General features: G+C 42.6%; 23 protein-coding genes. 8 read left to right on the forward strand and 15 right to left on the reverse strand.

The genetic code is table 11. The features are described 5' to 3' along the window. Window positions 1-11: 11 nt before the first annotated feature. The 6 genes from AAEO56_RS00945 to AAEO56_RS00970 form a co-directional block, all read right to left on the reverse strand. Window positions 12-728, reverse strand: coding sequence for a hypothetical protein (locus AAEO56_RS00945; RefSeq protein WP_341695136.1), 717 nt, complete (start codon window positions 726-728; stop codon window positions 12-14). A gap of 5 nt (window positions 729-733) precedes the next feature. After that, window positions 734-1294: a DUF4255 domain-containing protein gene (locus AAEO56_RS00950; protein ID WP_341695137.1), complete on the reverse strand. Its 561-nt coding sequence runs from the start codon at window positions 1292-1294 to the stop codon at window positions 734-736. 135 nt (window positions 1295-1429) lie between these two features. Beyond that, window positions 1430-2110, reverse strand: coding sequence for a response regulator transcription factor (locus AAEO56_RS00955; protein ID WP_341695138.1), 681 nt, complete (start codon window positions 2108-2110; stop codon window positions 1430-1432). Further along, window positions 2097-2873, reverse strand: a complete 777-nt coding sequence (locus tag AAEO56_RS00960; protein ID WP_341695139.1) for a sensor histidine kinase — start codon at window positions 2871-2873, stop codon at window positions 2097-2099. The genes AAEO56_RS00955 and AAEO56_RS00960 overlap by 14 nt, the downstream gene beginning before the upstream one ends. Continuing rightward, a complete protein-coding gene (locus tag AAEO56_RS00965) occupies window positions 2843-3505 on the reverse strand; it encodes a hypothetical protein (protein ID WP_341695140.1) in 663 nt (220 codons plus the stop codon). The genes AAEO56_RS00960 and AAEO56_RS00965 overlap by 31 nt, the downstream gene beginning before the upstream one ends. Window positions 3506-3510: 5 nt before the next feature. Then, window positions 3511-4119, reverse strand: a complete 609-nt coding sequence (locus AAEO56_RS00970) for a hypothetical protein (protein ID WP_341695141.1) — start codon at window positions 4117-4119, stop codon at window positions 3511-3513. A 1043-nt stretch (window positions 4120-5162) separates the two neighbouring features. Between AAEO56_RS00970 and AAEO56_RS00975 the strand changes: the two genes are divergently transcribed. After that, the gene (locus tag AAEO56_RS00975; protein WP_341695142.1) at window positions 5163-5879 is read left to right on the forward strand and encodes a LytR/AlgR family response regulator transcription factor; all 717 of its coding nucleotides are present in this window, start codon (window positions 5163-5165) and stop codon (window positions 5877-5879) included. Between the two features lie 9 nt (window positions 5880-5888). Here the strand turns inward: AAEO56_RS00975 and AAEO56_RS00980 are convergent, their stop codons facing one another. From AAEO56_RS00980 to AAEO56_RS01015, 8 genes are all read right to left on the reverse strand, one after another. Further along, complete coding sequence (locus tag AAEO56_RS00980; RefSeq protein WP_341695143.1) at window positions 5889-6569, reverse strand: LytR/AlgR family response regulator transcription factor; 681 nt, start codon at window positions 6567-6569, stop codon at window positions 5889-5891. 153 nt (window positions 6570-6722) lie between these two features. Continuing rightward, entirely contained in the window at window positions 6723-7766 is a 1044-nt protein-coding gene (locus tag AAEO56_RS00985; protein WP_341695144.1) for a sensor histidine kinase, read from the reverse strand. After that, window positions 7759-8976: an ABC transporter permease gene (locus AAEO56_RS00990; RefSeq protein ID WP_341695145.1), complete on the reverse strand. Its 1218-nt coding sequence runs from the start codon at window positions 8974-8976 to the stop codon at window positions 7759-7761. The genes AAEO56_RS00985 and AAEO56_RS00990 overlap by 8 nt, the downstream gene beginning before the upstream one ends. 23 nt (window positions 8977-8999) lie before the next feature. Next, window positions 9000-9737: an ABC transporter ATP-binding protein gene (locus AAEO56_RS00995; RefSeq protein WP_341695146.1), complete on the reverse strand. Its 738-nt coding sequence runs from the start codon at window positions 9735-9737 to the stop codon at window positions 9000-9002. A gap of 12 nt (window positions 9738-9749) precedes the next feature. Further along, window positions 9750-10958 (reverse strand): efflux RND transporter periplasmic adaptor subunit, encoded by a 1209-nt coding sequence (locus AAEO56_RS01000; RefSeq protein ID WP_341695147.1) that lies wholly within the window; start codon window positions 10956-10958, stop codon window positions 9750-9752. A 5-nt stretch (window positions 10959-10963) separates the two neighbouring features. Further along, complete coding sequence (locus AAEO56_RS01005) at window positions 10964-12277, reverse strand: TolC family protein (RefSeq protein ID WP_341695148.1); 1314 nt, start codon at window positions 12275-12277, stop codon at window positions 10964-10966. A gap of 149 nt (window positions 12278-12426) precedes the next feature. Beyond that, window positions 12427-13668: a hypothetical protein gene (locus AAEO56_RS01010; protein WP_341695149.1), complete on the reverse strand. Its 1242-nt coding sequence runs from the start codon at window positions 13666-13668 to the stop codon at window positions 12427-12429. Next, a complete protein-coding gene (locus AAEO56_RS01015; RefSeq protein ID WP_341695150.1) occupies window positions 13661-14947 on the reverse strand; it encodes a DUF4270 family protein in 1287 nt (428 codons plus the stop codon). Before AAEO56_RS01015 ends, AAEO56_RS01010 begins: the two co-directional genes overlap by 8 nt. A gap of 239 nt (window positions 14948-15186) precedes the next feature. On the opposite strand from AAEO56_RS01015, the gene AAEO56_RS01020 reads away from it, so the two are divergent. The 7 genes from AAEO56_RS01020 (at window position 15187) to AAEO56_RS01050 (ending at window position 21177) form a co-directional block, all read left to right on the forward strand. Further along, complete coding sequence (locus tag AAEO56_RS01020) at window positions 15187-16050, forward strand: hypothetical protein (protein ID WP_341695151.1); 864 nt, start codon at window positions 15187-15189, stop codon at window positions 16048-16050. Window positions 16051-16052: 2 nt separating this feature from the next. Further along, window positions 16053-17030, forward strand: a complete 978-nt coding sequence (locus tag AAEO56_RS01025) for a Kelch repeat-containing protein (protein WP_341695152.1) — start codon at window positions 16053-16055, stop codon at window positions 17028-17030. Between the two features lie 82 nt (window positions 17031-17112). Continuing rightward, a complete protein-coding gene (locus AAEO56_RS01030; RefSeq protein ID WP_341695153.1) occupies window positions 17113-17409 on the forward strand; it encodes a DUF4907 domain-containing protein in 297 nt (98 codons plus the stop codon). Continuing rightward, window positions 17403-18431 carry a sensor histidine kinase gene (locus tag AAEO56_RS01035; protein ID WP_341695154.1) on the forward strand — a complete coding sequence of 343 codons (1029 nt, stop codon included), beginning with the start codon at window positions 17403-17405 and terminating at the stop codon, window positions 18429-18431. Before AAEO56_RS01030 ends, AAEO56_RS01035 begins: the two co-directional genes overlap by 7 nt. Then, on the forward strand, window positions 18428-19138 hold the full coding sequence (locus AAEO56_RS01040) for a LytR/AlgR family response regulator transcription factor (protein WP_341695155.1): 711 nt from the start codon (window positions 18428-18430) through the stop codon (window positions 19136-19138). The genes AAEO56_RS01035 and AAEO56_RS01040 overlap by 4 nt, the downstream gene beginning before the upstream one ends. A 225-nt stretch (window positions 19139-19363) precedes the next feature. Next, complete coding sequence (locus tag AAEO56_RS01045) at window positions 19364-20338, forward strand: T9SS type A sorting domain-containing protein (protein ID WP_341695156.1); 975 nt, start codon at window positions 19364-19366, stop codon at window positions 20336-20338. Window positions 20339-20919: 581 nt separating this feature from the next. Continuing rightward, window positions 20920-21177, forward strand: coding sequence for a hypothetical protein (locus AAEO56_RS01050; protein ID WP_341695157.1), 258 nt, complete (start codon window positions 20920-20922; stop codon window positions 21175-21177). Between the two features lie 398 nt (window positions 21178-21575). On the opposite strand, the gene AAEO56_RS01055 is transcribed toward AAEO56_RS01050, so the two are convergent. After that, window positions 21576-24531, reverse strand: a 2956-nt coding sequence (locus tag AAEO56_RS01055) for a T9SS type A sorting domain-containing protein (RefSeq protein ID WP_341695158.1), incomplete at its 5' end; no start/stop codon positions are given.

The raw sequence follows: 24531 nt of genomic DNA on the forward strand, positions 1-24531 counted from the left end.
ATAGTTTAAAATTAGAAATAGAAATAACTTGAGATCGTATCCGTCGGGCTCATTACAGATGCCGATGCCGGTTTAGGAAAAGGAATATTGCTGCTAAGCAGCACCTGGCCATTTTCCTTTTGTTCCCAAAGCCCGATATTGAGGTCATATATCTCTTTAAGTGTCACACGGCTTTGGGTTATAAACCTGTACACAGGCCGCTCTTCCCTCGGGAAATCTATCTCTGACACATTAAAAGTGAGCCTCTCTTTGGTCTCCTTCAATAGTAACGGTATCCTGTTGCCTGATTTGGCTATCACTATGAACTCCAGGAACTTTTGGGCACTGCATAATGTTACATCGACGGCCGGGCAATCTGCCAGCATTGTCCTATCAATGGTCACTATCAGCATTTTCCATACCTCCGGGCTATTTATATCGTCTATCCTCCACCCGGTCCCGGTATATTGCATACTGCTATCGGTGCAGTAATAAAACCCCGGATCGATGTCTTTTATATAAAAACTTAGGTCTATCATTAATTCATTTGCCGCTGCCGCATCGGGGCTATCCTGCCTGAGAAATATCCATGTGCATTTGTCCTGTTGACGGACGAGTATACCTGCTTTTGACAGCACCTTCGATGTATTCCCGGACGGGACCAGCGTGAACCCGTTCCTGTCGCCCAAATAGTATTCGTGTGCTATTTTTATAGTCAGCCAGACAGTGTAGGATACTTTATGTGCCATTGATTTTAATTTTCCCTCTTAATAACTGAGTCAATCTGGGTGCTCATCATCACTCCAGACAGTTCGAGTATATCATTTTCATTTACTGCAAGCAGCCTCAGCCTGCACAATATAGACGGATAATAGCTTCCGCCGCATACACCCCACAAGTTTGCCAGCTCCTGTGCTGAGAGGTTGAGCACATCTATAGAAAAAGATGTATTATTGTTCTGTGATGTGACCATATTATTTTTTTGTATGAATCGCAGTATACCCGAAAATATCTGTAAAGCCTCTTCATATTGCTTGTCCTGAAATATTGCCGAAATAAGCACCTGAAGATTTATCTGCCATGAGGGTGCACTAAGCTTTGTCGCACTGTCAGACAATGCCGTTCTTTGAAAATTCAGTCCGCGAGAAGTTTCTCTCTCAAGCCCAACAAGGCTTACGCTTACCCTGTTCGAAGGAAAAACCTTGTCATGGTCTTTTACGGGTGACAGATATACAATGTCTTCCTTTAACTTAAAGGACAGCCTCAGGTATTCATTGAGCTGGGAACTTAATAGTTGCAAAGACGTGTATACCATAATTATATTAGTTGAATGCCAAAGTATAGTGTCCAATTTTTCATTATTGGTTTGGCTAAGTAATGAATAATTATGGGCTGAAAAAAGGTAGAAAACACCCAATCTCATAAATGGTAGAAAATACTTAAAATTTTGTTAAGAAGCAATTAATGGAAGGTCTTTAACGTGAATGACATTGTTTTGGATAGCATATATTACCAGACCTGCGATGTTCTTAGCACCTGTCTTTGCGAACATGCTGTTCTTCCGTCCTTCAACCGTGCGCTGTGTTATAAACAGGATATCGGCGATCTCTTTGGCGGTTTTCTGCATGGCGATCAATCGTAATACATCCACTTCTTTGTCAGATAATAACTTATCCTGCTCAAAAACGGGTCTCGGGCTTTTGCCGTTCAGCTGTTCCCTTATGGTGCCTATCTGCTCTTCCATAAAGTAAAAACCTTTGGCATGGACCGTCTTAATAATATCTATAAGGTCTTCCGGAGAGACCCCTTTGGGTATGAATGCCGAAACCCCGGTCTTTAGCATAAAGCCTAAAAAAGCATTTTGATAATGAGACGATACCACAATGATCCTGATGTCCGGAAAATGTGCCTGCAGGTACTTGGTAACTTCTATGCCGTCCATTTGCTGCATTTTCAGGTCTACCATGAGGATCTCCGGAAGGACTTCCGCACTATTCAGAAACCTGAACATATCGTTCCCGTTATTTGCAGTTGCGATCACCTTTATTGATCTGTGGCTGCTTATAAAAGCCGCCAGAAGGCTCAGGAACAATGCATCATCGTCCACGATACCTATTTTAATTTCGTTCATGCTCAATGCTGTTTATATCTGCCAAAAAAATATAAGATGTGCCCCGGCTTTTGCTCGATCGTACTTTGTACCGTCCATTGATCTGATCAATACGGAATTCTATGTTCTTCTGGCCAAGGCCGTTCTCATTTGCTTTTACATCAAAACCTGTCCCGTCATCCGCAACTATAAGTGACAGTCGCTTATTAGTTTGCCGCAGGTGGATAAAGATATTACCAGCACCGGAGTGCTTGTTAATATTAACCAGCAATTCCTGGACTACACGTGTAAGCTGCGCTTTTACATTATAAGATAAAGATACGTCATCGTGGATATCCTGAATATAATTAACAGTATAATGCCTGCGCCAGGGTATGATAATATTTTCAATAAGCTCATTTAGCGGCATATATTCTATCATTGGCAGGCTAAGGTCGTGCGATATCTTCCGGGCTATATTTATTGCGTGCTTCAGCAGGCCGTTCACCTCATTCTCAAGATCACCTGTTTTATTTTTCAACTGGATCACAGCGAGTTTGCCTATAAGCTCATCGTGAATATCGGCAGCAATGCGTGTCCTTTCTTTTTCCTGCACGATGATATTAGTCTCCATCAGGCTCTTTTGGTGCAACAGCTTCATTTTTTCCTCTTCAATCTTCGCATACTCAATTTTACGAAAATTTTCCCGCACCAGCAGGACCATTAAAAAAACCAACAAAAAAATGAAAAACAATATCCCGAAGAACCATTGTATCACAAGCCCTGAATTCTCCCATTTTTCCATATAGCATAAATTAAAAAGGAATAAAACAGAAGCGTCAGTAGAAGGTTAGTGAACCAAATGTAAAATTTGTACACTGAATTTTCATTTATCAGGAGATCAAGCGGCAGAAAGATAATGATATTCAGCGAAAAAAAAACCAGTATTCCTGAATTCAGTATAAATATATGCTTTTTAGGTATCTTATTCTTCCTGATATCCTGAATAAAAAAAATGGCCGCGAATACTATTATAAACAACGAGTTCACGGCTTTTGAATAGAGCTGGAAATCTTTTGTAACGAACGCTGCGGTCTTAAATATTTCCAGAACGCTGAAAATAAGTGCAGCACTATTGATTATTAATAAAAGGTATCTGAGTTTGGGTACGTTTTTAAAGCCAATGAAGTAATATACAATCGAGAATAGTAATATCTCGGTAAAGCCCAAAACAGGAATGAAAAACAAGTTGTTCCCGAAAACAAGCCCGCACCACCTGCTGCCAATATCAATGCAAAGCATAGCAAAAAGGTAATATACAAGGGTTTTATATTCCGAATCCAGGCTTTTATAATAACAGACTCCTGTGATCGTTCCTGCCAAAAGAATAAATGGAGATGTCCATGTTAAGAGGTTCAGCAGTGCATAGAGGTCCATTCAGGTTATAGTGTAAGCAGGTAAAAATCGTTCTTTGCCCATGGGCTTGGCTTGAAAGGTGGTACAGGCCTGACAAGATTAAAATATGATTCTCCTGCACCATCATACTTCCTGTAAAGTATAAGATCGGCATTATAACTTTGTCCTGTAATCTCACTGGTATAAGGGGCTAATGCAAAATAGACAGTTATGGATCCCGGCTCTACATCATCTATCGGAATCCCAAATGCCAGATACATACTGTCTTCACTATCCAGCTGATTATCGATCCACCCATTATGGTTCTTTACCCAGGTATCTATTCTTTCTTTTGCTATTGCTTCAGGAATGATGTCCATACCAGTTAAATTTTTGATCGTTGCCTCTATAACATATTTTTCATTATATCCTTCTTCGGTATCATGATCAGAGCGGATCAGGTAAAATTTAAGCAGCCCTTTTTCAATGCCGGGATAGGCGTGATAATAAAGCCCGGTCACATCATCATTGGTTTTCGGTATCGTGAAAAAGAAACCTGAATTTTCCAGGAAGAGTTGCTTGAACACCTGACTTTCTTTATTTGATCTTGCCAAACCCCAGCTTTTTATATTGTTAATAATTGTACTATTATTCATTTATCTGTGTTTTTGGTTAGTTACCAAAAATAGAATTTTTCTTACTAATATCAAACTCTTTTATTAGTTCATCAAGAACAATCAGAAAGCGATAAAATTGTCTCCTTATAAGATCCCTTAACAATATTAATTATTATGATAATTATATTTTTTCCCTTTTTATAGTTATTATATCCAATTTGGAGCACATAAACGAGCTTTAACCACAAAAAAGACCTTGGGCTACAGGCTCAATTCACACGCGTATTACACGTCATTTTATGCAGGCACCATTAAAAAATGACACTAATTGGGTTGGCAATATGACAGGTTATATATTTAGAAAAAGTAAACAAATATGTTTACAATAGATAAGGCACATTCCCTTCTGAAGCGATTAAAAAAGTAATTCTAATGACTCAATAATTATTACACAAAATAATTTTACGTTTGTTATTAAGATAATCTATAATATATTCAATGAAGGTATGGATTGTAATTACACTAAAAGATATATTAAAGGATTAAACCCTGAACATTACAAAGAGGCAATCGCCGAAATAATAATTAAAGATATAAATAACACTTATTATGCTTTCCCTAAAAATATTTTAATGATATGTAGGTCTCATTAAGCTGTTAAGCAATTTGCAATTCACTATCTCACATTATAAGTAATTCTGAACTAATACTACCCTAGACAAAATAAACCGCTACATTTGAAAACGCATAAAAAATATCTTAATAAATCCCGTTAAAGTAAGCCAATTTCTTTAAATCCTGCATAAAATGGTTTGGAATTTGTATATTCGGGGTCACTCTTAAAAAGTGTTAAGTCAAAAGATTTAGCACTTTTTGTTTTTATAATCTTACAGAAATTTAAAGTTATTATATTTCGTGTAGGTTAATACTTTTATTTGATTCTAACAACGATAGACTCTTAGAACGGGTGTAACTGTAAATTCATCGTATTGCTTTAAAAATTCAGCAAGAAAAACTTTAAATCATCAGTGACAAAACGGACTTAGCAGTATATTTACCTTAAATATTTTACCCCGACTCTCATGCTTTCAAAACTGAAATGCCTTATAGTTGATGATGAGCCACTCGCACTCTCCTTGTTGGAGAGCTATGTCCTTAAGACGCCTTTCCTGGAGCTGGCCAGCAAATGCTCCAATGCCTTTGAAGCCCTCGAAGCATTGGATGCCGGGGAAATCCATGTAGCATTTATCGACATCCAGATGCCCGAACTGACCGGGCTGGAACTATCAAAGAGTATAAAAAAATCAACAAAGATAATCTTCACCACTGCCTTCAACGAGTATGCTCTTGAGGGATTCCGGCTGGAGGCTCTGGATTACCTGATGAAGCCTTTCGGATTTGATGAATTTTACAGGGCGGCTCTTCGTGCCAAAGAGTGGTTCAGCCTTGTAGGCAATACTACAGTCCCAACAAAAGAACAATTTATTTTTGTGAAATCGGAATACCGGCAGCTTAAAATCCGGCTGGAGGAAGTAATGTATTTTGAAGGCTTGAAGGACTATGTGAAAATTTGGATCCGTGGGGAGGCTAAACCAGTTTTAAGCCTCTTGAGCCTGAAGTCGTTGGAGGAGCAACTCCCCTCTTCGCAGTTTATGCGGGTACACCGCTCCTTCATTGTAGCGCTTGATAAAATTGAGGCCATCGAAAGAAACCAGATAATCATCCTGGATCAGCGGATCACGGTTGCGGAACAGTACAAGCACGGTTTCCAGAATTTCCTTTCGCGAAATTCTTTCTGAACCTGGTTATTAAACAAGCTGCCTGATCACCGTTTTGTAGGTATCCCCTACCGGAATGACAAAATCGTCGATTTGTACTGTCTGGCCGTAACTGGCCCTGACCCTCTGCCGTGGTACGATATACGACCGGTGTACCCTTACAAAAAGCCCAGAAGGCAGCTTCTGAAGGATACTGCCCATTGACATACGTGTCGTCACTACCGACTTGTTCTCCAAATGGATCTTTATGTAATCATCCGCACCCTCGATCAAAAGTATGTTTTCAGAGTTGATCCATAGCAACTTGTAGTCTGCCCGTACCGCCACACGGCAATGTTGCAGCATGGGGCTAAAAAATGTGAACTGTTTCCGTGATCTTTCCATAGCTATAACAAAACGCTCCGGAGAAAATGGTTTTAACAGGTAATCAGTAGCATGGAGGTCAAAACCGTCAATGGCATATTTACTGTATGCTGTGGTAAAAATTACGGGAATATCCTGGTGCAGGGATCTGTAAAAGTCGATACCACTCCTCACAGGCATGTCAATGTCCAGAAAGAGGAGATCGACAGGAAATTGCGACAGGTATTTTCGTGCTTTGTCCGTGCACGTAAATGTTTTTTCGATTACAATAAAATCCAGCATATCACAATAGCGCTCAATAATGGTTAACGCCAGCTGGTCATCATCAATTGCTATTGCTCTTATCATTTTGGTTGCTATTTAAAATTTTATACTATACACCTTTTGCCTACGTTGCCACAACGATTACTTATCATTAAGCCCGGTTGCATACAGTAGGTTTAAAAATAACCCGGGGCGTAGTTATTCACCCCGGGCTAACTACATAAATAACCACAAAATTTAAATAGTTATTTCGAGCCTTGAAACAAATTCCCCATCGTGGACAGTGGCGGAGAAAGTGTGGGAATCCGGATAAATAAGCTCAAGCCTAGTCCTGACATTCACCAGCCCTATTCCGCTTCCGCTTCGGTCTGCTGTAGTCTTTGGGTAATTTTTGTTCCGTGTCTCAAAAATCAACTTGTTACTCTTAAACTCAAGCGTGAATGTTATCGGATTGAGACCTGATGCGCTGATGCCATGCTTGAAGGCATTTTCTATCAACGGGACCAGCAGTAGCGGGGCAATCACCATCCCGGAAGGAATTGTTTCGAATCGGGTTTTTACATTGGTATTTACAGAGGTTCGCAACTCCATGAGCTCTATATACTTATTAATGAAGTCTATTTCCTTTTTAAGAGGTATCCTGGGCACATTAGATTCGTACAGCAGGTAGCGCATCAGGGTGCTCAGGGCAAGGATAGACATCTTAGCCTTATCCGGCGACAGGTCTACCAATGCGAAAATATTATTGAGGGAATTGAAAAAGAAATGCGGCTGCAATTGGTATTTCAGGTGCTCAAGTTCCGACTGTAGACGGGCATTTTCAAGTTCTTTCTTTTCCCTGTCTGTACTCAGCCATCGCTCAAATGTTTTTAGCGTTACAGAGAAGGCTACAGGAATAATGAACGATAGTCCGTCCAGATATACGAATATCTTTAACGGCGGACGGTCCTCTTCAGCAGGAAACCCGGCAGGCAGGTCGGGCCCCTCCATGATATAGTGTATGAGTATAAACCTGACCGCTGTACAAATGATCACCAAAAGGAGGTTTACAGCAATGAAAACCGGTGTTTTCTTTGCAAAGAGCAGCTTATTGACCAGCACAAAATAATTCAGGTAAAATAGGGTTGCCGAAAGAAGCAGCGGTATCCACATGGCTTCAAACATGAAGGGAAAACTAAAGTTCTGCCCTGATGAGAGAAGATAGGGCATCATGAAAAGCATGCCCCACACAAAAAGGTGCATAAAAACGTAAGCCCGGTTATTTTTCAAATATCTATTCATAACGTAAAGCGGTTATAGGGTCAAGCGCGGCAGCATTTTTTGCCGGATACCATCCGAAAAAAATACCTGTGAGCGCGCAAACAGCAAACGACAGCAGCAGCGAATATAATGTAACGCTTACCGGCCACCCGATCAATGATATGCCAAAAGTAGCTCCTAAACCCAAAAGTACGCCTAAAATTCCACCTACAACACTGATGATAACAGCCTCCGTCAGAAATTGGAGCAGGATGTCGCTTCCACTTCCGCCCACAGCCATCCGCAGGCCAATTTCCCTGGTGCGTTCCTTTACCGATACATACATAATATTCATGATGCCTATGCCTCCGATAAGTAACGAGATGCCTGCTATAGCCACCAGGAGCACAGTTAGCATTTCGCTGGTACTGCTGAAGGCAGATATGAGTTCCTGCTGCGAAAAAACATTAAAATCGTCTTCCTGCCCCGGCACGATGTTATGGCTGCCGCGCAATAGCGCCGTGATCTCTGTTACTGCCAGTTCTGCCATCTCTTCACTTTTCGCAGAGGTTACTATCGATTGCAGGTAAGTTACGGCAAGTATGCGCTTTTGAACTGCGGTATACGGAGCCAGTATCACATCATCCTGGTCTTGTCCAAAGGTATTTTCGCCTTTTTCTGAAAGTACGCCCACAACCTTGAATGGAATGCTGTTGAAACGGATCGTTTTACCAATAGGGTCCTCACCTTCCGCAAAAAGGTTTTCTACTACGGTGGTACCAATTATAGCAACCTTTGCCGAGGTTTTTACATCGCGTTCGGAAAACATTGCTCCCTCTTTTACGGCAACTCCCCTCACCTTGATATAATCAGGGTTTACACCATAAATAGTGGTAGGCCAGTTTTTGGAGCCGTTTATCGACTGTCCTCCGCTATTTACGAGGGGGGAGGTATTTTCTGTGTATTTGGATTCTTTTTCTATTATGGCAAGGTCTTCCATGGTCAATGACTGCGTGGTAGATGCATCCTGCCTTACCCCACCCATCATGCTTGCCCCGGGCCTTATCGTTATCATATTAGAGCCCATTGCCGATATTTGTGCCTTGATGCTTTGTTTTGATCCCTCCCCTATGGCCAGCATGGCAATTACGGAGGCAACCCCTATGATTATGCCAAGCATGGTAAGAAAAGCCCTCATTTTATTGAGTTGTATCGCTTTAAAGGCAATCTTTATAAGATTAGATAGGTTCATAGTAATGTGAAAAGGATAAATAATTATTCTGTAGGCAGGGCAGCCAGCGCTGTGGCGGCATCCTGCCTGCCCGCCAGGGCTTCGTCTTTTATAATGTTGCCGTCTTTCAGTATGATGGTACGGCTGCTGAATACGGCGATATCGGGCTCATGGGTAACAAAAGCAATGGTTTTCCCTTCTGAATTGAGTTTTTGGAAAAGTGCCATGATCTCATAAGATGTGCGTGTATCAAGGTTTCCTGTTGCTTCATCGGCCAGTATGACTACCGGGTCATTCACCAGCGAGCGGGCTATGGCAACCCGCTGCTGCTGCCCTCCTGAGAGCTGGCTGGGGGTATGGTGCAGCCGTCCCGATAGTCCTACCAAATCCAATGCATGCAGCGCCCGCTCCCTGCGCTCTTTCGTGCTCACCTCACTATTGTACAGCAGGGGAAGCTCTACATTTTCAAGTGCGGTGGTGCGGGCAAGAAGGTTATAGGATTGGAATATAAACCCTATCTTCCTGTTCCGTAGCCTTGCCAGTTCGTTTCTGGTAAGGTCCTTTACAGCCAGCCCGTCAATTTCGTAAACGCCGCCTGAGGGCTGGTCCAGGCAACCCAGTATGTTAAGCAGTGTACTCTTCCCCGATCCGCTCGATCCCATGATGGTTACGAACTCGCCTTCGTTTATGGAAAAAGAAATGCCTTTGAGCGCCCTTACGGTGTCATCACCCATATGAAATTCCCTTTTAAGGTCCTGTATCTTAATGATTGTTTTGCTCATGGCTGGGTGTGTTTATTTTTTTGACGGCGGTTTTGGCATGAAAGGGCTTGAGGCGCCTCCCTGGGGCATGCCATCTGCCGCGCCTGCGGCTTCGAGCGTTGTAACTACCTCATCCCCTTTTGACAGCCCGCTCAATATTTCATAGTTAATGCCATCGGTACGTCCTGTTTTAACTTCCCTGGACTCCATACCCTTCGCACTTTTTATCCATACCGTTTTAAGGGCGTTCTCCGGGGCGGCCTTCTTTACATCAGCTGGTATAGCTTTCATGCCTGCACCGGCATTGTATTGTTGAAGTAAATCCGGATCGGGGGTAAAGTTGAGCGCCTTGGCCTCAAGTATCAGTACATCCTTAATTTCCATTGTATAAATGGACACGGTTGCTGTAAGCCCCGGCTTTAGCTTTTCATCAGGGTTGTCAGCCTTTATAATCACTTTGTAAGTAACTACGTTGGACTCTACCGTTGAATTGAGCCTCACCTGGGTAACAGCTCCGTTAAACTCCTCACCCGGGAAAGCGTCAACGGTAAAAACAACACGCTGGCCCTGCTTTACATTCCCAATGTCGGCCTCGTCCACATCGGCCTCTACCTGCATTTGTTTCAGGTCCTGCGCTATAGTGAAAAGGGTTGGCGTGCTGAAACTCGCCGCTACAGTCTGCCCTTCATTAACGTCTTTAGAAAGTACCACTCCGTCTATCGGCGAATAGATCTTAGAATATCCCAGATTGGTTTCTGCCTTTTTGAGGTCGGAAAGCTTTTGCTGCAGGCTCCCTTTACCTGTAGCCAGATTGTATTCGGCCTCCTGGAATTCCGATCGGCTGATCACCTTTTCGTTGTAGAGGCTTTTTTGCCGGTCATATATCATTTGCAGGTAATTACGCTCATTAAGCGCTACATTGTAAGCCGATCTTGCCTGGGTGAGCTGTTGTTGCAGGTTCTCTTTATCCAATTCTGCAATGAGCTGCCCCGCCTTTACAACCGAATTGTAGTCCACATAAACCTTTTCGACAACCCCCGAAACCTGGGTCCCTACTTCCACCTGCTTTACAGCCTCGATAGTTCCTGTAGCGGTAACTATTGTATTTATATCGCCCGTTTTCACTGTAGCTGTTTCAACTACAAGTGGCGCTGCTTTGGGTTTAAGAACAAAAAAGTACAGTATCCCTGCGATAACGACAGCTACCAACACACCGGTAATTATTTTTGCTTTTCTAGTCATTCGTTCTATAATTTAATTTCTTTTCCCTGATAGAATTGCAGCAACTGGTAATATAGTGCTGCCGAAAATTTTGTTTGTAAATACTTTTGTTCAGCGGATAGGTAAGTGTTTTGGCTCACCAGCAGTTCAGTGGGGTTGAGTGTACCCAAAGCCGCTTTTTTAAGGGCCATCTCATAAGCCTGCCGTGATGAATTCCGGAGTGCCAATGCTGCCTCCATCCCGCTTTGCGCTGAAACTGCATTTTGCCAGGCGCTTTCCACTTTAAGATATAATTGCTTAGACGTACTCTGTGCCGTATACTTCGACTGCTCAATAGCAATTTTAGACTTTTCGACGGCGGCCTTATTCTGGTATTTGCTGAATATGGGTATGTTTACCGACAATCCCGCATTCTGATAAAAATTATTATCCAGCTGCGTTGCAAAGTTGAAATTTTGGGTGTTGGTATATCCGGTATTTAACCCTGCATAAAGCGAAACGGTTGGAAGATAACCCGACTTCGACTTGTCCAGCCCTACTTTTTCAATATCCGTTTGGAGTGCAGCGCTTTTGATCTCTGGCATATTTGCGATCGCCGTTTCGTATATTACCCCAACGTCCGGAATGAGTATTTCGGATTCGGGAAGGGTTGGTTCTGCTATCTCAAATGGCAGCGCAGGGTCCATCTCCAAAAGCTGTTTGAGTGTTATAAGCTGTTGCCTGTAACTATTGCGGGCAGTAACCAGATTGTAATTATCGCTGCTTAATTGAGTTTCCAGGTCGGCCACATCAATGCCTGCTACCGACCCGGCGCTGTATTTCTTTTTTACATTGTCGAGTTGCGTTTGTGAGGAATAAACAGCATTTTCGGCTGCACTTATACCTTCCTTATAATATAAAGCCATCAGGTAGGCCTCGGTGACGCTCAGTGTCACATTGTTTTTTGCCTCGCTGACATAAAACTCATTTTGCTTTACCAGCAGTTCATTCTGCTTAATAGTATTGTTGATATAATTGCCATTATACAGTGTAACCTGGGCGGTGGTACCCAAAGAGGTAGAATGTACCATCTGGGTAACAAAACGGCTTGTTATGGGGTCAATACTTGTCCCATTATTCATATTTTGCGTTGCCGATGCGCTAAGGCTCGGGAACCTTGAATACTTTGACTGCGTATAATTTACGTCGGCAATATCCTTGTCGGACTCGCTCTGCTTAATGGTTATATTATGAGCGATCGCGTATGCAATGCAATCCTCAAGGGTCCATGCGGTCCTGACCTGCGACAAACCTGAGGATACAAAAGCAATGATGCATAGTAATGTTGAGAAGATTTTCATTTTCCTGGATTATATTACAAAGGAAACAGATTGTCGATCGTGGTGAAAATGTAATAGATGTTGCACTACATCTTATCGACGTTTGGGGTGATTTTGATGATGGGATAGTGGTGAATGCCGCGATTACTAAGATATCGGGACGATCGCGCCTAATCAAACAATCGCTTGGCAAACCAAATTTCTTCCAGCGACAGGTTTATTGAGATAAGATGGTAATTCTCCCGTATAAGGGTGTTGGATACCTGCCCGCGCTGCCCGTAGCTGTAGGACAGGTTAAGAAGGGTATTGCCTCTTATTCCCAACGGTAACCCTATTCCGGCCGTAAGTGCCACATTCTTTATCTTTGACCCCTGCACCGACATGAACCCTGTATCATAATTGCCGCCCATCCTGAACCGTGTCCTGTCGAGAAAATTCCTCCCTCCCCGGAAATATTCCACTCCACCGCCTAAAAACTGCTGGTTGGTAAACTTGCCAATGGAGGTATCTTCCTCGTTTGTGCCTTTCCAGAAGCCTACCTTATAGTCTGCGTTGAAGGTAAAAGCCTTATAGGTATATTTTGCACCTATACCAATTTCTGCGGGTATCCTGAACGAATCCATATTGCTTTGCTCACTGGTCTCAATTTCACTTTCCAGTCCCCCGATAACCGAGGATACGGTTTGTTCTTTAGATGCTGACAGCGATGTTGGCAGGTTGACTAATAATCCGAGCCCCAGGTTATCAGCCAGCTTGTACTGCCCGCCCAGGCTGAACTGTATCCCTTTATAGCGATGGTCCTCATCTATAATAAGGTTGTCGCCCTGCACATCAACAGTTTCGACCTCATTAATCTTACCGAAATAATAGTTGACCCGTGCGCCCAGGTTCAATCGTGCCGTAATCTTCCTGCCGTAGTTAAGCTGGAAATTATTAAGTCCGCCACTTCCGATGACATTGCTGGTGTACAAATCGGACGTACCTTCTACAGTACCACTCACTGCCGCAATATTGTAACCCACATTAGTATACGGGAACAGGGAGAACCCTATGCCGGATTTCTCATCGAAGGCCAATGCCATGGAAATGTTGGAGAAGTTCGAAATATTGTTACTCTTTTCATCCCTGCTCCCTACATAACGGCTGTTTTCATTTTTTATACCTATGTCAAAAAAAACCGCGTTCTTCGGTATTGTAGCAAGAGAAGCCGGATTCAGACTGTTTATTTCGGTTTCGCTGCCCAGGGCTATGCCACTTTTTCCAAGTGCATTTGTTTTCCCGGAACCAACTTCATTTTGTTTGCCAAGCCCGAACAATGAATAGGGTGAACTGGTCAGGTTGCCGGTTTGGGCATAACCGGTGGCATAACAGAGTGCAATACCTATAAGTATCCCACTTTTCAAATTATTCATAAATTACGTAAGTTAAGGTTAATCGGGACTTATAATAGGGATTGTTCTCACCGTTTAGTACAAGCCTGTCGGTTGAAGTGTTGTAATTGAAGGGCACAAATACTAATCCGTAATTGAGGTATTGGCTATTGGTAAGTAGCTTCTGCAAAAAGAAATTGACATCTGCAGTCAGGTAAACCTCATTTATTTCCGGATCTATCCGCTGTATATACCCTACTCCCCCGTAGGAAATAATATCATTATTCTGATCTACAGTGCACACATACACTGAATCACGGACGGGATAATTCTTGTTGTAATACCGGCTATCCAGCTTGATTTTCAGCTGTGCTTTAAAAATTTCTCCATTACCTTCATTATACTCCCGGATATTGCGGATGGATGGGAACGTTACCTTGGTCATTACCCCTAGCCCGGATTGTATAAAGCCAAGATTCCCCAAAGCAGCCGAGCTGACCTCGTTCTCCTGCCCTCCCAACCCCTGGAGTGGAGTGCCGGAGTAATTTCCTGTAATACTATTGAAGAACTTTTTGGTGCTGCTGTTATAAACCAGGTCAATGTATTCACTCTCTATTTGTGCCTGGTCCGGATAGGAATAGTAAACCCTTATATATGATCCTGTTGGAGAAAAGCCGATCATAGCAGCATCTTCTCCATCCGCAGGCGAAATATGCAGGCCTTTCAGGTAATTCAGGAATTCCTCCCTGTCATTGACATTATTGCTTTTTAGTGCCGTAAAAATAGTTTGCCCGAAGGCTGGGCTAAGGGTGACTGTGATGGAATCATTGCCTATTCTGGGCCTGAAGATCCTTTGCCCAATAACCTCGTCTACTAAGGGAATAGAGGTAGTATTATAATAATCAGTCTGCGAGTTGGGAAGGCGTAACTCCTTGGCGAGCTTACGGACATTGATAGTTTTTGTCTGCAAGGTATCGTTATAATAGTAGCCATCATAGCGCAGGTTAAGTACGATCGAGTCAAATACAGCATCATCGTCAATGGTATAATAATAAGATGCAGGCAGGAACTCAATATATGATGAAGCTTTTACTTCCCCAAAGTAAGGATCGATATATCGCCCCACCACCAGCCGCTCTTCCCCGCTTACAATACTATCGTACCGGTAGGTGGTCATTTTCATAGCGAAACTGTCCACATCGATAATGTGTACATCGCTCTGTATAAGATCGGCGTCCGAATAAAATGACTCTGTATTGTCACAGGAATAAAGCAGCGCCAAAACCGACAGTACTGCCATAATGTTTTTGAATGATACCATTTTAAAGCTTTTCCGGCGAAAGTAGAATGCAGATCTGCAGCTTTAAAATAATATATACACACAGGAACAAAATGACGACACACTGTGCGATTATACCGACAAAGAACGACTTATGCGGTTAAGGCCCGCAAAGTTAAAGTATCCGTAAAATTACCATGATCGTCTATAAAATCACCCTATTGGTATATTATGATTTTTGGAACGTTTCAAAAAAAATACGTTTGTGCAAAGTTCCATATATGCATATACGATTTTTTATGTTCTTAGTGCTGATGACAAGTAATACTATCTTATCGCAGGAATTCAATGCCTCGGCAAAATATAACTATACTATGTTTTATAACCAAAATTCTGAATCGATCTACCGGCAAAAGGCCGCCGCCGATCTTAGTACCGGTAGCTGGAAGTATGGTATAGACTTAGAGAGCTACACTATAGATTACCAAATGTCGGCTCCTTTTAACAGCGATGCGATGGACAAGGTGTTTTCACTACAGGGCCTGATCTCCTATAAAAAAGCCATCGGCCAAAAATGGGATGTGGGTCTTTCCTTTGCACCACGCCTCATTTGGATGACCAGCCAGAATGCAGGACTAAACAATATCATCCCGGAGGGAAGCTTTTCTCTTACCAGGAAATATGGAAGCCAAAACCTGTCCTCCTTCTCGATCGGTGTAAGCTACAGCACTGTTTTCGGAAAACCTGCAATACTACCTTTACTGTCTTACCAGACCTCAATCCGAAAGTTCAGTATAAGGGCAGGGATTCCGGAAACAGTGCTTTCCTATAACCTCACCCCGGAACACTCTTTCAGCGCATGGGGGCGCGCCTCTTCTTTCTATGCGAGTTCCAACGGGAATAATTATTTCTCGCTGAACGGTACAGAGCAAAGGGTTACAGCCCTGGAGTGGGTGGATATTTCGGCTGGACTTGGATATAAATACAAGTCGCATACAGGCTGGGATACAACCCTCTCAGTCGGAAAAACAGTCTATAATAAGTTGGAACTTTCCGGCTACGGAGATAATGATCTTGACACCGGAATTGGCAAAAGCCTTTCAGTCTCACTTAATTTTATATACAAGTTAAATTTTAAAAAATGAATATGACAAGATTAATTAAACACGCTTCTATAGCATTTTTAGTAACCGCCGTGCTGGCAGGGTGTTCGGACGATGACAATACCGAAGATATCGGAAACTGGGTTACAGGAACCGTTTTAGACGGACCGGCCAGAAGCAGCGCCGTTGTATTTACGCAGGGCAACTATGCCTACATGGGAACCGGATACGACGGTGATGATTACCTAAAGGACTTTTGGAGATATAATATACAGGACGGATACTGGGAACAGCTATCGGATTTTGGCGGTGAACCACGCAGTTCCGCAGCTGCATTCGTTACCGGAGGATTCGGTTATGTTGGCACAGGAACAAATGGCCCGGACCTGCTTAATGATTTTTATAAATATGATATCCAGGGCGACACATGGACGCCCATTGCAGATTTTGGGGGTGCGCCCAGGCGTGCTGCCGTGGGTTTTAATTCGGCTACGGCGGGCTTTGTCGGCTCAGGTTTTGATGGGGCGAACGACAGGAAAGACTTTTGGAAATATAATCCCGGCAATGATACCTGGGTCGAGTTATTCGGTTTTGGAGGCAACAAAAGAAGGGAAGCCGTGACGTTCGCCATAGGTGAGGACGTTTATTTTGGAACAGGAATTACCAACGGTACCCACCAGGATGATTTTTGGAAATTCAACACAGTCAGCGAAACCTGGACGCGCCTAACTGACCTTGATGACGACGATGATTATACCATCACGAGGGCACAGGCAACCGCGTTTACAATTGGTAATTACGGTTATATATGTGGCGGAGATAATGGAAACAGCGTTTGGGAATACAATCCTGCAACGGATAAGTGGGAAAGCAAGACGGATTTCGAAGCCGCCAGCCGGGTTGACGCGATAGCCTTTTCAAACGGTTTACGAGGTTTCGTAGCTCTTGGAAAAAGTGGTGAATATTACTTCGACGATATGATGGAGTTCCAACCTTTCGAGGATGAGGATGACGAAGACTAATTAGTATTGGTTTAAATAGATTGGTGAGTTACTTGTTTAATCGGGCCAGATAGTACTATTTGGCCCATTATTATTATCACAAATGAGAAAAATACTTTTAATACTGCTGGGCGCTATAGTTAGCACTTCCTGCACTGAGGATGAAATGCGGGTGGAGGTGTACAAAATAGAAGCCGGCTACGGCTACAGGATCACAGAGCATGGTAAAACGATGATACAGCAGGGCAGCATACCCTCAGCGCCCGGAAACAAAAAATTTTGTGACAGCCTTGATGCACTTAGGGTCGGGAACGAAGTGATCAGGATGCTGCGCACCGGAAAGATCCCGGCTATTACCGCCGATGACCTGCGCCGGCTAAACATCAAGATGAAATGCTGAGCAGCCTTCACCGTAAAGAAACCCTTCGGGTATTCTTCCTGCACTTTTTTATCTGGCTGCTAATATTCTCTTTTCCCATAGTAGATTCAATAACCGGATACAGGAGCTTTAAAATATGGAGGCTGCTGATACCTGTCGGTATTTTTTATTTCAATTACTTTTACCTGGTTCCCCGCTTGCTGCTTCGGAAAATGCATGCGGCCTACATCATTTTTATCATCCTGCTGGTTATTCTCACCTCTTATGTTCTGTTACTGATAGAGCCACCGGAACTGCCGCCGTTCGCTTCAAAACTTCTGCCCCCGGAACAACGCGGATTACTCCACCTGCGAATCTTTCCTTTTACAGCAATGTTAATCCTGCATATTTCCATAAGTACCTTGCTGCGGATATATTCCCAGTTAAATGTATCGCTCAGACAGCAGGCTGAAACCCAGGCGCAAAAAAAAATCGTTGAACTGAACCTTCTGAAAGCGCAGCTGAACCCCCACTTCTTTTTTAATTCACTAAATACAATTTACTCGCTATCAATAAAAAGATCCTCTAAAACATCCGAGGCAATTCTTAACCTTGCCGACCTGATGCGTTACATGCTTTACGAAACAAATAGGAACCTGGTCCGGCTTGAGCAGGACATCCTTTACATTGAAAACTATATTGAACTCCAAAAATTACGGTTAACGGCCAATAACCGCATCGAATTGAAAGTTGAGGGAGAGCTCCACGGAATCGTTCTGCCCCCATTATTGTTCATCTCTTTTATTGAAAATGCCTTCAAATACGGCACAAGCTCCAGTCAAAAGAGTACTATTACTATTGAATTTATAATAAATGAAGGCACTCTTACGTTTAAGATCATCAATGACGTAAACCCTTCAGCGAGTTTAAAATTAAGTGAGAATGGAATGGGAATAAAAAATGCTGTCGAACGTGTCAAATTATATTTTCCTGATAAAAATATATTCAGGTTTGCCCTGGCAGACGGCAAGTATACAGTAGAATTAACCTTATTCCTCAAATGAAGATAACAACAGTAATTATTGATGATGAACCCCTGGCCATTGATATAATTGAAAAATATTGCCAATCAATTGATCATATCGAAGTGCTTGCCACATTTACTAACCCGGTAGCGGGAATGAAGTTCATTAATAATAATAAAGTTGATCTCCTTTTCCTCGATATAGAAATGCCAATGCTCTCCGGCCTTGAAATTATACATACGCTAAAAGTAAGCCCAAGGCTGATCTTTACAACAGCATATCCACAGTTTGCCATTGAGGGCTTTGAAATGGATGCGATAGACTACCTGGTTAAACCGGTGTCTTATAAGCGGTTCCTTAAAGCAGTCAACAAACTTGACCCAAAAATAATTTCCACCCAACAGCCTCCTGCCCTGGCCTTAGTTCAGGCTCCTTCCCGTTTTCTTTTCGTCAAGTCTGATTATGAAAGTGTTAAGATCGTGATCGATGACATAAAATATATCGAAGGCCTTAAGGACTACCTGAAGATTCATTTGGCCGATAATCGTTATGTGCTTACGCTTTCCAACTTTAAGAATCTGATGGAAAAGCTCCCTGATGAAACTTTCATCAGGATCCATAATTCCTATGCCGTCAACCTCAAATTTGTAGAAGCTATACAGCGAAACAAAGTGATCATTGAAAAGCAGCGGCTACCTATCAGCGAAACCTATAAAAATAGTTTCCTGCAGCGGATACGGCTGTAAGGAAAGTTCCAACTCCTTATTTATTAATTATTGTAATACCTCCACAGCTATAATTGTTTGGTGCAAACGAGGCATACACCTTGCATTATATCACTCAGACACCGCTACTTAATACTCCTTGATATCAGCGCGGTAATAAGGCAAATAACGTAGGTGAACGCCTAATCCTTACTGATGCTCCGGCTGTTCTTTTTCATAATTTTCACATCTGAATTTAAAACTATTATGATGAAAGAATTTGTACTATCAGGCGCGCTTGCAATTGCCTGTTCATTTTTTGCTACTGCTCAAACAACCCTTACCTCATTTGAGGAGAGCGAAACTTTGGGATATACCTCCGGAACAGATATAGGGGAATACAGTGATCTATGGAACACTTATAATACGGTATCGGAGACGGCAGTAGATGCGGGAGTTATCTATATATCTGACAGCTGGGCTTCTGACGGGACACAATCGCTATTTTTCCCTGCCCAAAACATCGGGACAGAAGATGGGTCTAACCTCAATTATGCCACTACGGCAGCAATTGATTATTCCGGCTTCGCAACACCTTTTGCCATGAGCTTTGATGCTATGACTAACGAGGTTAGCAACAGCGGTAGTAATTTTTATGCTATAATGTATAGCTATGACGCTGATACACAAGAATCCCATACTGTAGCCAGCATGTATTTCAATTATGACGGTGACATGTATTTCAGTGACGTTGAGGCCGGGGAGTATGTTGTGGGTAGCACTTTTGAGGGTGGAGCCTCAAAAAATGTGAGGTTCCGTATAAATGAAGACAGTACCATCACTTATTTGTCTGGCAATGAAGAAGTGCTCACTTACACGATTGATTCATCGTATCTTACAGGCAATTACTACTTGGTTTTTGGTGCAGATGACTGGGGCACAGACTGGTCAATAGACAACATCCAGATCATTGAAGGGACCGCAGGCATTAAAAATAACACTCTGAACGGTATATCGGTGTACCCTAATCCATCTAGTGACCTGGTGAACATAGCCATTTCGGATAATGCCCTGATTAACCAAATCAGTGTTACTGACCTCAATGGGCGGGTGGTTAAAACCATCGCGGCTGAGGGAGTAAGCGCTGTTCAGGTTAATATAGCCGACCTTTCAGCAGGCATATACTTGCTCTCCTTAACTTCGAACAATAGAAGCTACACACAAAAGATTGTAAAACGCTAAAAATTTTTGTGATAGAATAAATAGATGTTAGCGTGAGCTCACTTATCACAGTCCTTAAAATTAAATAATGTCATGACTAAAAATAAATTGCCATCAATTTGCTACCGTTTATAAGTATAAAATGTACCAATCCCCAACAAGACAAAATAAACCGCTAACTTTGAAAACGTATAGAAAATATCTTAATAAATCCAGTTAAAATAGGCCAATTTCTTTAAATCCTGCATAAATGGTTTGGAATTTGTACAATTGGGGTCACCAAGACTAATAGTCACCCCTATTTAAAGGCCTGATAATAGTCTGAAACACGGGATTCATCAAGCTTTTTGCTTTTGAATCAACCCTTTACAAAAGTATATAAATGATAGGAATATGATGTACACCGACAGGACCTTTGATACTCAGTTTGGCACGCAAATTTTTGTGAGCAAATTAAATTGTGAATTAATCATTCAAATAATGATGAAATAAAATCACATTGTAACTATTTAATAAACAATTAGTTAAATAATTCTTAAGTTTTAAAATAATTTTATATCAATCCTCTACATTAGCTGTAATAATTTTAAAACCAACCTATTATGAAAATTCTTCTTGTTATTGCTGCCTTTGGGCTAAGCTCTTTTGCATTACCCGGAAATTCATCCGAAATTAAGACTCTTAATAAAGTTGAAGTGGATATACGGGCTTACAGAGCTACTAAGTCAAGTGGCGAGGGCGCCAGTGATTTATACTTCAATTCAGTTGCGTGTAGGGCGACGTTCTTAGCTGCCAACCCAAATTATTTTGCAAACGGAGGTGCTATGCTGCCTCCATATATGGTATTAACCTGTATGTAGCGCTATTAAAAACCACATAAGGCTATCCTTGAATCCTGCATAAAATGGTTTGGATTTTGTACATTCAGGGTCACGAAAAAAATCCCTAAATCAATATGATTAAGGGATTTTTTGTTTTAATAATCTTACATAATTTTCAAATTTTGAATTTTTTTATAAGTTATACTTATAGTTTGAATGTATTGAGTAATTACCCCAAACAGGATTAAACCATTTAAATATTTTTAAAAATGATATTTGTATAACATTATGAAGGTTCTTTTAGCGCATTTACAAAGGGTGCATTATACATTTTGTAACGCGGTTTTAGGAAGTATCTGCTTTAAAAATTTGTAAAAACCATAAGCCCCCAACTGTAATTGCCGTTGGGGGCTTGTAGTTAACCATGTAGATATGGCTTAAGGCCTTTTAATGATCTTCTTACTAATACTTCCTCCGTCACAAGATATATTGAAAATATAGACGCCATCTTCCAGTGTAGAAATATTTACCTTTTCGATCTCAGCATTTAATAATTGCTCTTTTATCAGCCTTCCATGAATATCAAATACCGTCACTTTCAGGTTCTTTTGACTTCCGAATGTCGGGATCTTTATAAATACTTCGGTTGTAGCCGGGTTCGGGTAAACGTCAATTTTAGTAATATCAAATCCTTCCGTTTTTAAAGGTGGTGCTACAACAATTGTAGCTTCAGCCGTATCACAGTTCGTCGCATTCACGGCATCACATATAGAGTATGTTACTGTATAAGTACCCGCTGTTGCTGTGCCTGTTACGCTTGCAATACCATTCGCAGATACTGTTAAACCTGCAAGCCCACCGTTATTGATAATCGTTATGATAACATCATTGTCATTGACAGGTGCAGAATTAAACATGTCATTTAGTGTCAAATCTCCGGCAATCCCCCCTACTCCTTCATTGATTATTGTAGCACTAAAATCATCATCTACTGCTTCAAGTCCATTGATAACTGTCAGCATCGCTGTTGATGATATCGTAGCACAATCTGCGCCGTTTACCAGTATCAGGCGATACAGGTCACCATCATTTACAAGTGGTATCCCTGCCAATGAAAGCGTGTTTGTGGAAGCGCCGCTATAAGCAGGTGATGTACCACCGTCTGTTATATCATTCCAGTCGGTGCCGTTTGTACTTAACTGCCATTGGTAGGTGTCTGCATTTTCAGCAGCAATAATAAAAGTTGTATTATCACCAACAGTTACGATACTATCTTCCGGTTGGGTACCTATAATAATTGCAGGTGGCTGGGTAATTGTAAAATTAACAGTAGCAGTACAACCATTAGCGTCGGTTACAGTCACGATGTATAAACCTGCTGCCAGTCCGGTAGCTGTGGCGGTGGTTTGCTCAGGCACAGTGCTCCATGAGTAAGTGTAAGCTCCAGTGCCACCAGTTGGTGTTACTGTTGCCGACCCATTCGTGCCATTAAAACATGACACATTAGTTTGGGCCATTGTCGTTGCCAATACTTCAGGTTGGGTGATCGCAATTGTTTCGGTAATCGAGCAGCCATTGTCATCTGTTACTACCACAGTGTATGAGCCTGCTGCCAGTCCGGTAGCCGTGGCTGTCTCCTGTACAGGCGTTGTGTTCCAAGAGTAAGAGTACGTTCCCGTCCCGCCTGTTGGTGTTACTGTTGCCGACCCATTCGTGCCATTAAAACAGGACACATTGGTTTGAGCCGTTATAGTGGCCAATACTTCAGGTTGGGTAATCGTAATTGTTTCGGTAATCGAGCAGCCATTGTCATCTGTTACTACCACAGTGTATGAGCCTGCTTCCAGTCCGGTAGCCGTGGATGTTTCCTGTGCAGGCGTTGTGTTCCAAGAGTAAGAGTACGTTCCCGTTCCGCCTGTTGGCGTTACTGTTGCCGACCCGTTCGTACCGTTAAAGCAAGATACATTGGTCTGCGTGGTCGTCGCTGTCAACACGTTAGGTTGGGTGATGGTAATTGTTTCAGTGATCAAACAGCCATTAGCGTCGGTTACCGTCACAGTGTATGAGCCTGCTGCCAGTCCCGTAACCGTGGATGTTTCCTGTGCAGGCGTTGTGTTCCAAGAGTAAGAGTACGTTCCCGTTCCGCCTGTTGGCGTTACTGTTGCCGACCCGTTCGTACCGTTAAAGCAAGATACATTGGTCTGCGTGGTCGTCGCTGTCAAAACATTTGGCTGTGTTATCGTAACCGATTTTGTGGTCGAACAGCTGTTGGCATCGGTGATGGTTACGATATATGTTCCGGCTGCAAGGCCTGTGGCAGTAGCAGAAGTTTGTACCGGAACTGTAGTCCAGGAGTACGAATACGTTCCCGTTCCGCCTGTCGGCGTTACAGTTGCAGAACCGTTCGTGCCGTTAAAGCAGGATACATTCGTCTGTGTAGTTGTTGCTGCCAGTACATTCGGTTGGGTGATGGTTACCGATTTTATGATTGAACAGCTGTTGGCATCCGTAATGGTTACAACATACGTTCCTGCTGATAATCCTGTGGCCGTAGCCGAAGTTTGCACCGGAACTGTATTCCAGGAATAAGAATAGGTTCCCGTTCCGCCGGTTGGCGTTACTGTTGCAGAACCGTTCGTGCCGTTAAAGCACGATACATTCGTTTGTGTGGTGGTTGCTGCCAGTATATTCGGCTGGGTGATGGTTACCGATTTTGTGATTGAGCAGCTGTTGGCATCAGTGATAGTTACAATATAAGTCCCTGCTGCCAATCCTGTAGCCGTGGCTGTGGTTTGTACCGGAACGGTATTCCATGAATACGAGTATGCTCCTGTTCCTCCTGCTGGTATTACAGTCGCGGAACCGTTGGTACCATTAAAGCACGATACATTATTTTGTGTGGTAGTTGCTGCCAATACGTTCGGTTGCGTGATGGTAACCGATTTTGTGATTGAACAGCTGTTGGCATCCGTAATGGTTACAATGTATGTTCCCGCAGAAAGCCCATTGGCTGTAGCCGATGTATTTACAGGTACTGTGTTCCATGAGTACGAGTAGCTTCCTGTTCCACCTGTTGGTGTTATTGTTGCCGTACCATTCGTACCGTTAAAGCACGATACATTGGTTTGTGCTGTTGTCGCTGCCAGTACGTTCGGTTGCGTAATAGTAACCGATTTGGTAGTTAAGCAGCTGTTGGCATCGGTGATGGTTACGATATATGTTCCCACAGCAAGTCCGTTTGCTGTAGCCGATGTCTGTACAGGAACTGTGTTCCATGAGTATGAGTACGCTCCTGTGCCTCCAGTTGGTGTCACCGTTGCTGAACCATTCGTGCCGTTAAAACACGATACATTGGTCTGTGTAGTTGTAGCTGCAAGTACGTTCGGTTGCGTG

The organism is Flavobacterium arundinis, from assembly GCF_038289855.1.
In the GTDB taxonomy this organism is placed as follows: domain Bacteria; phylum Bacteroidota; class Bacteroidia; order Flavobacteriales; family Flavobacteriaceae; genus Flavobacterium; species Flavobacterium arundinis.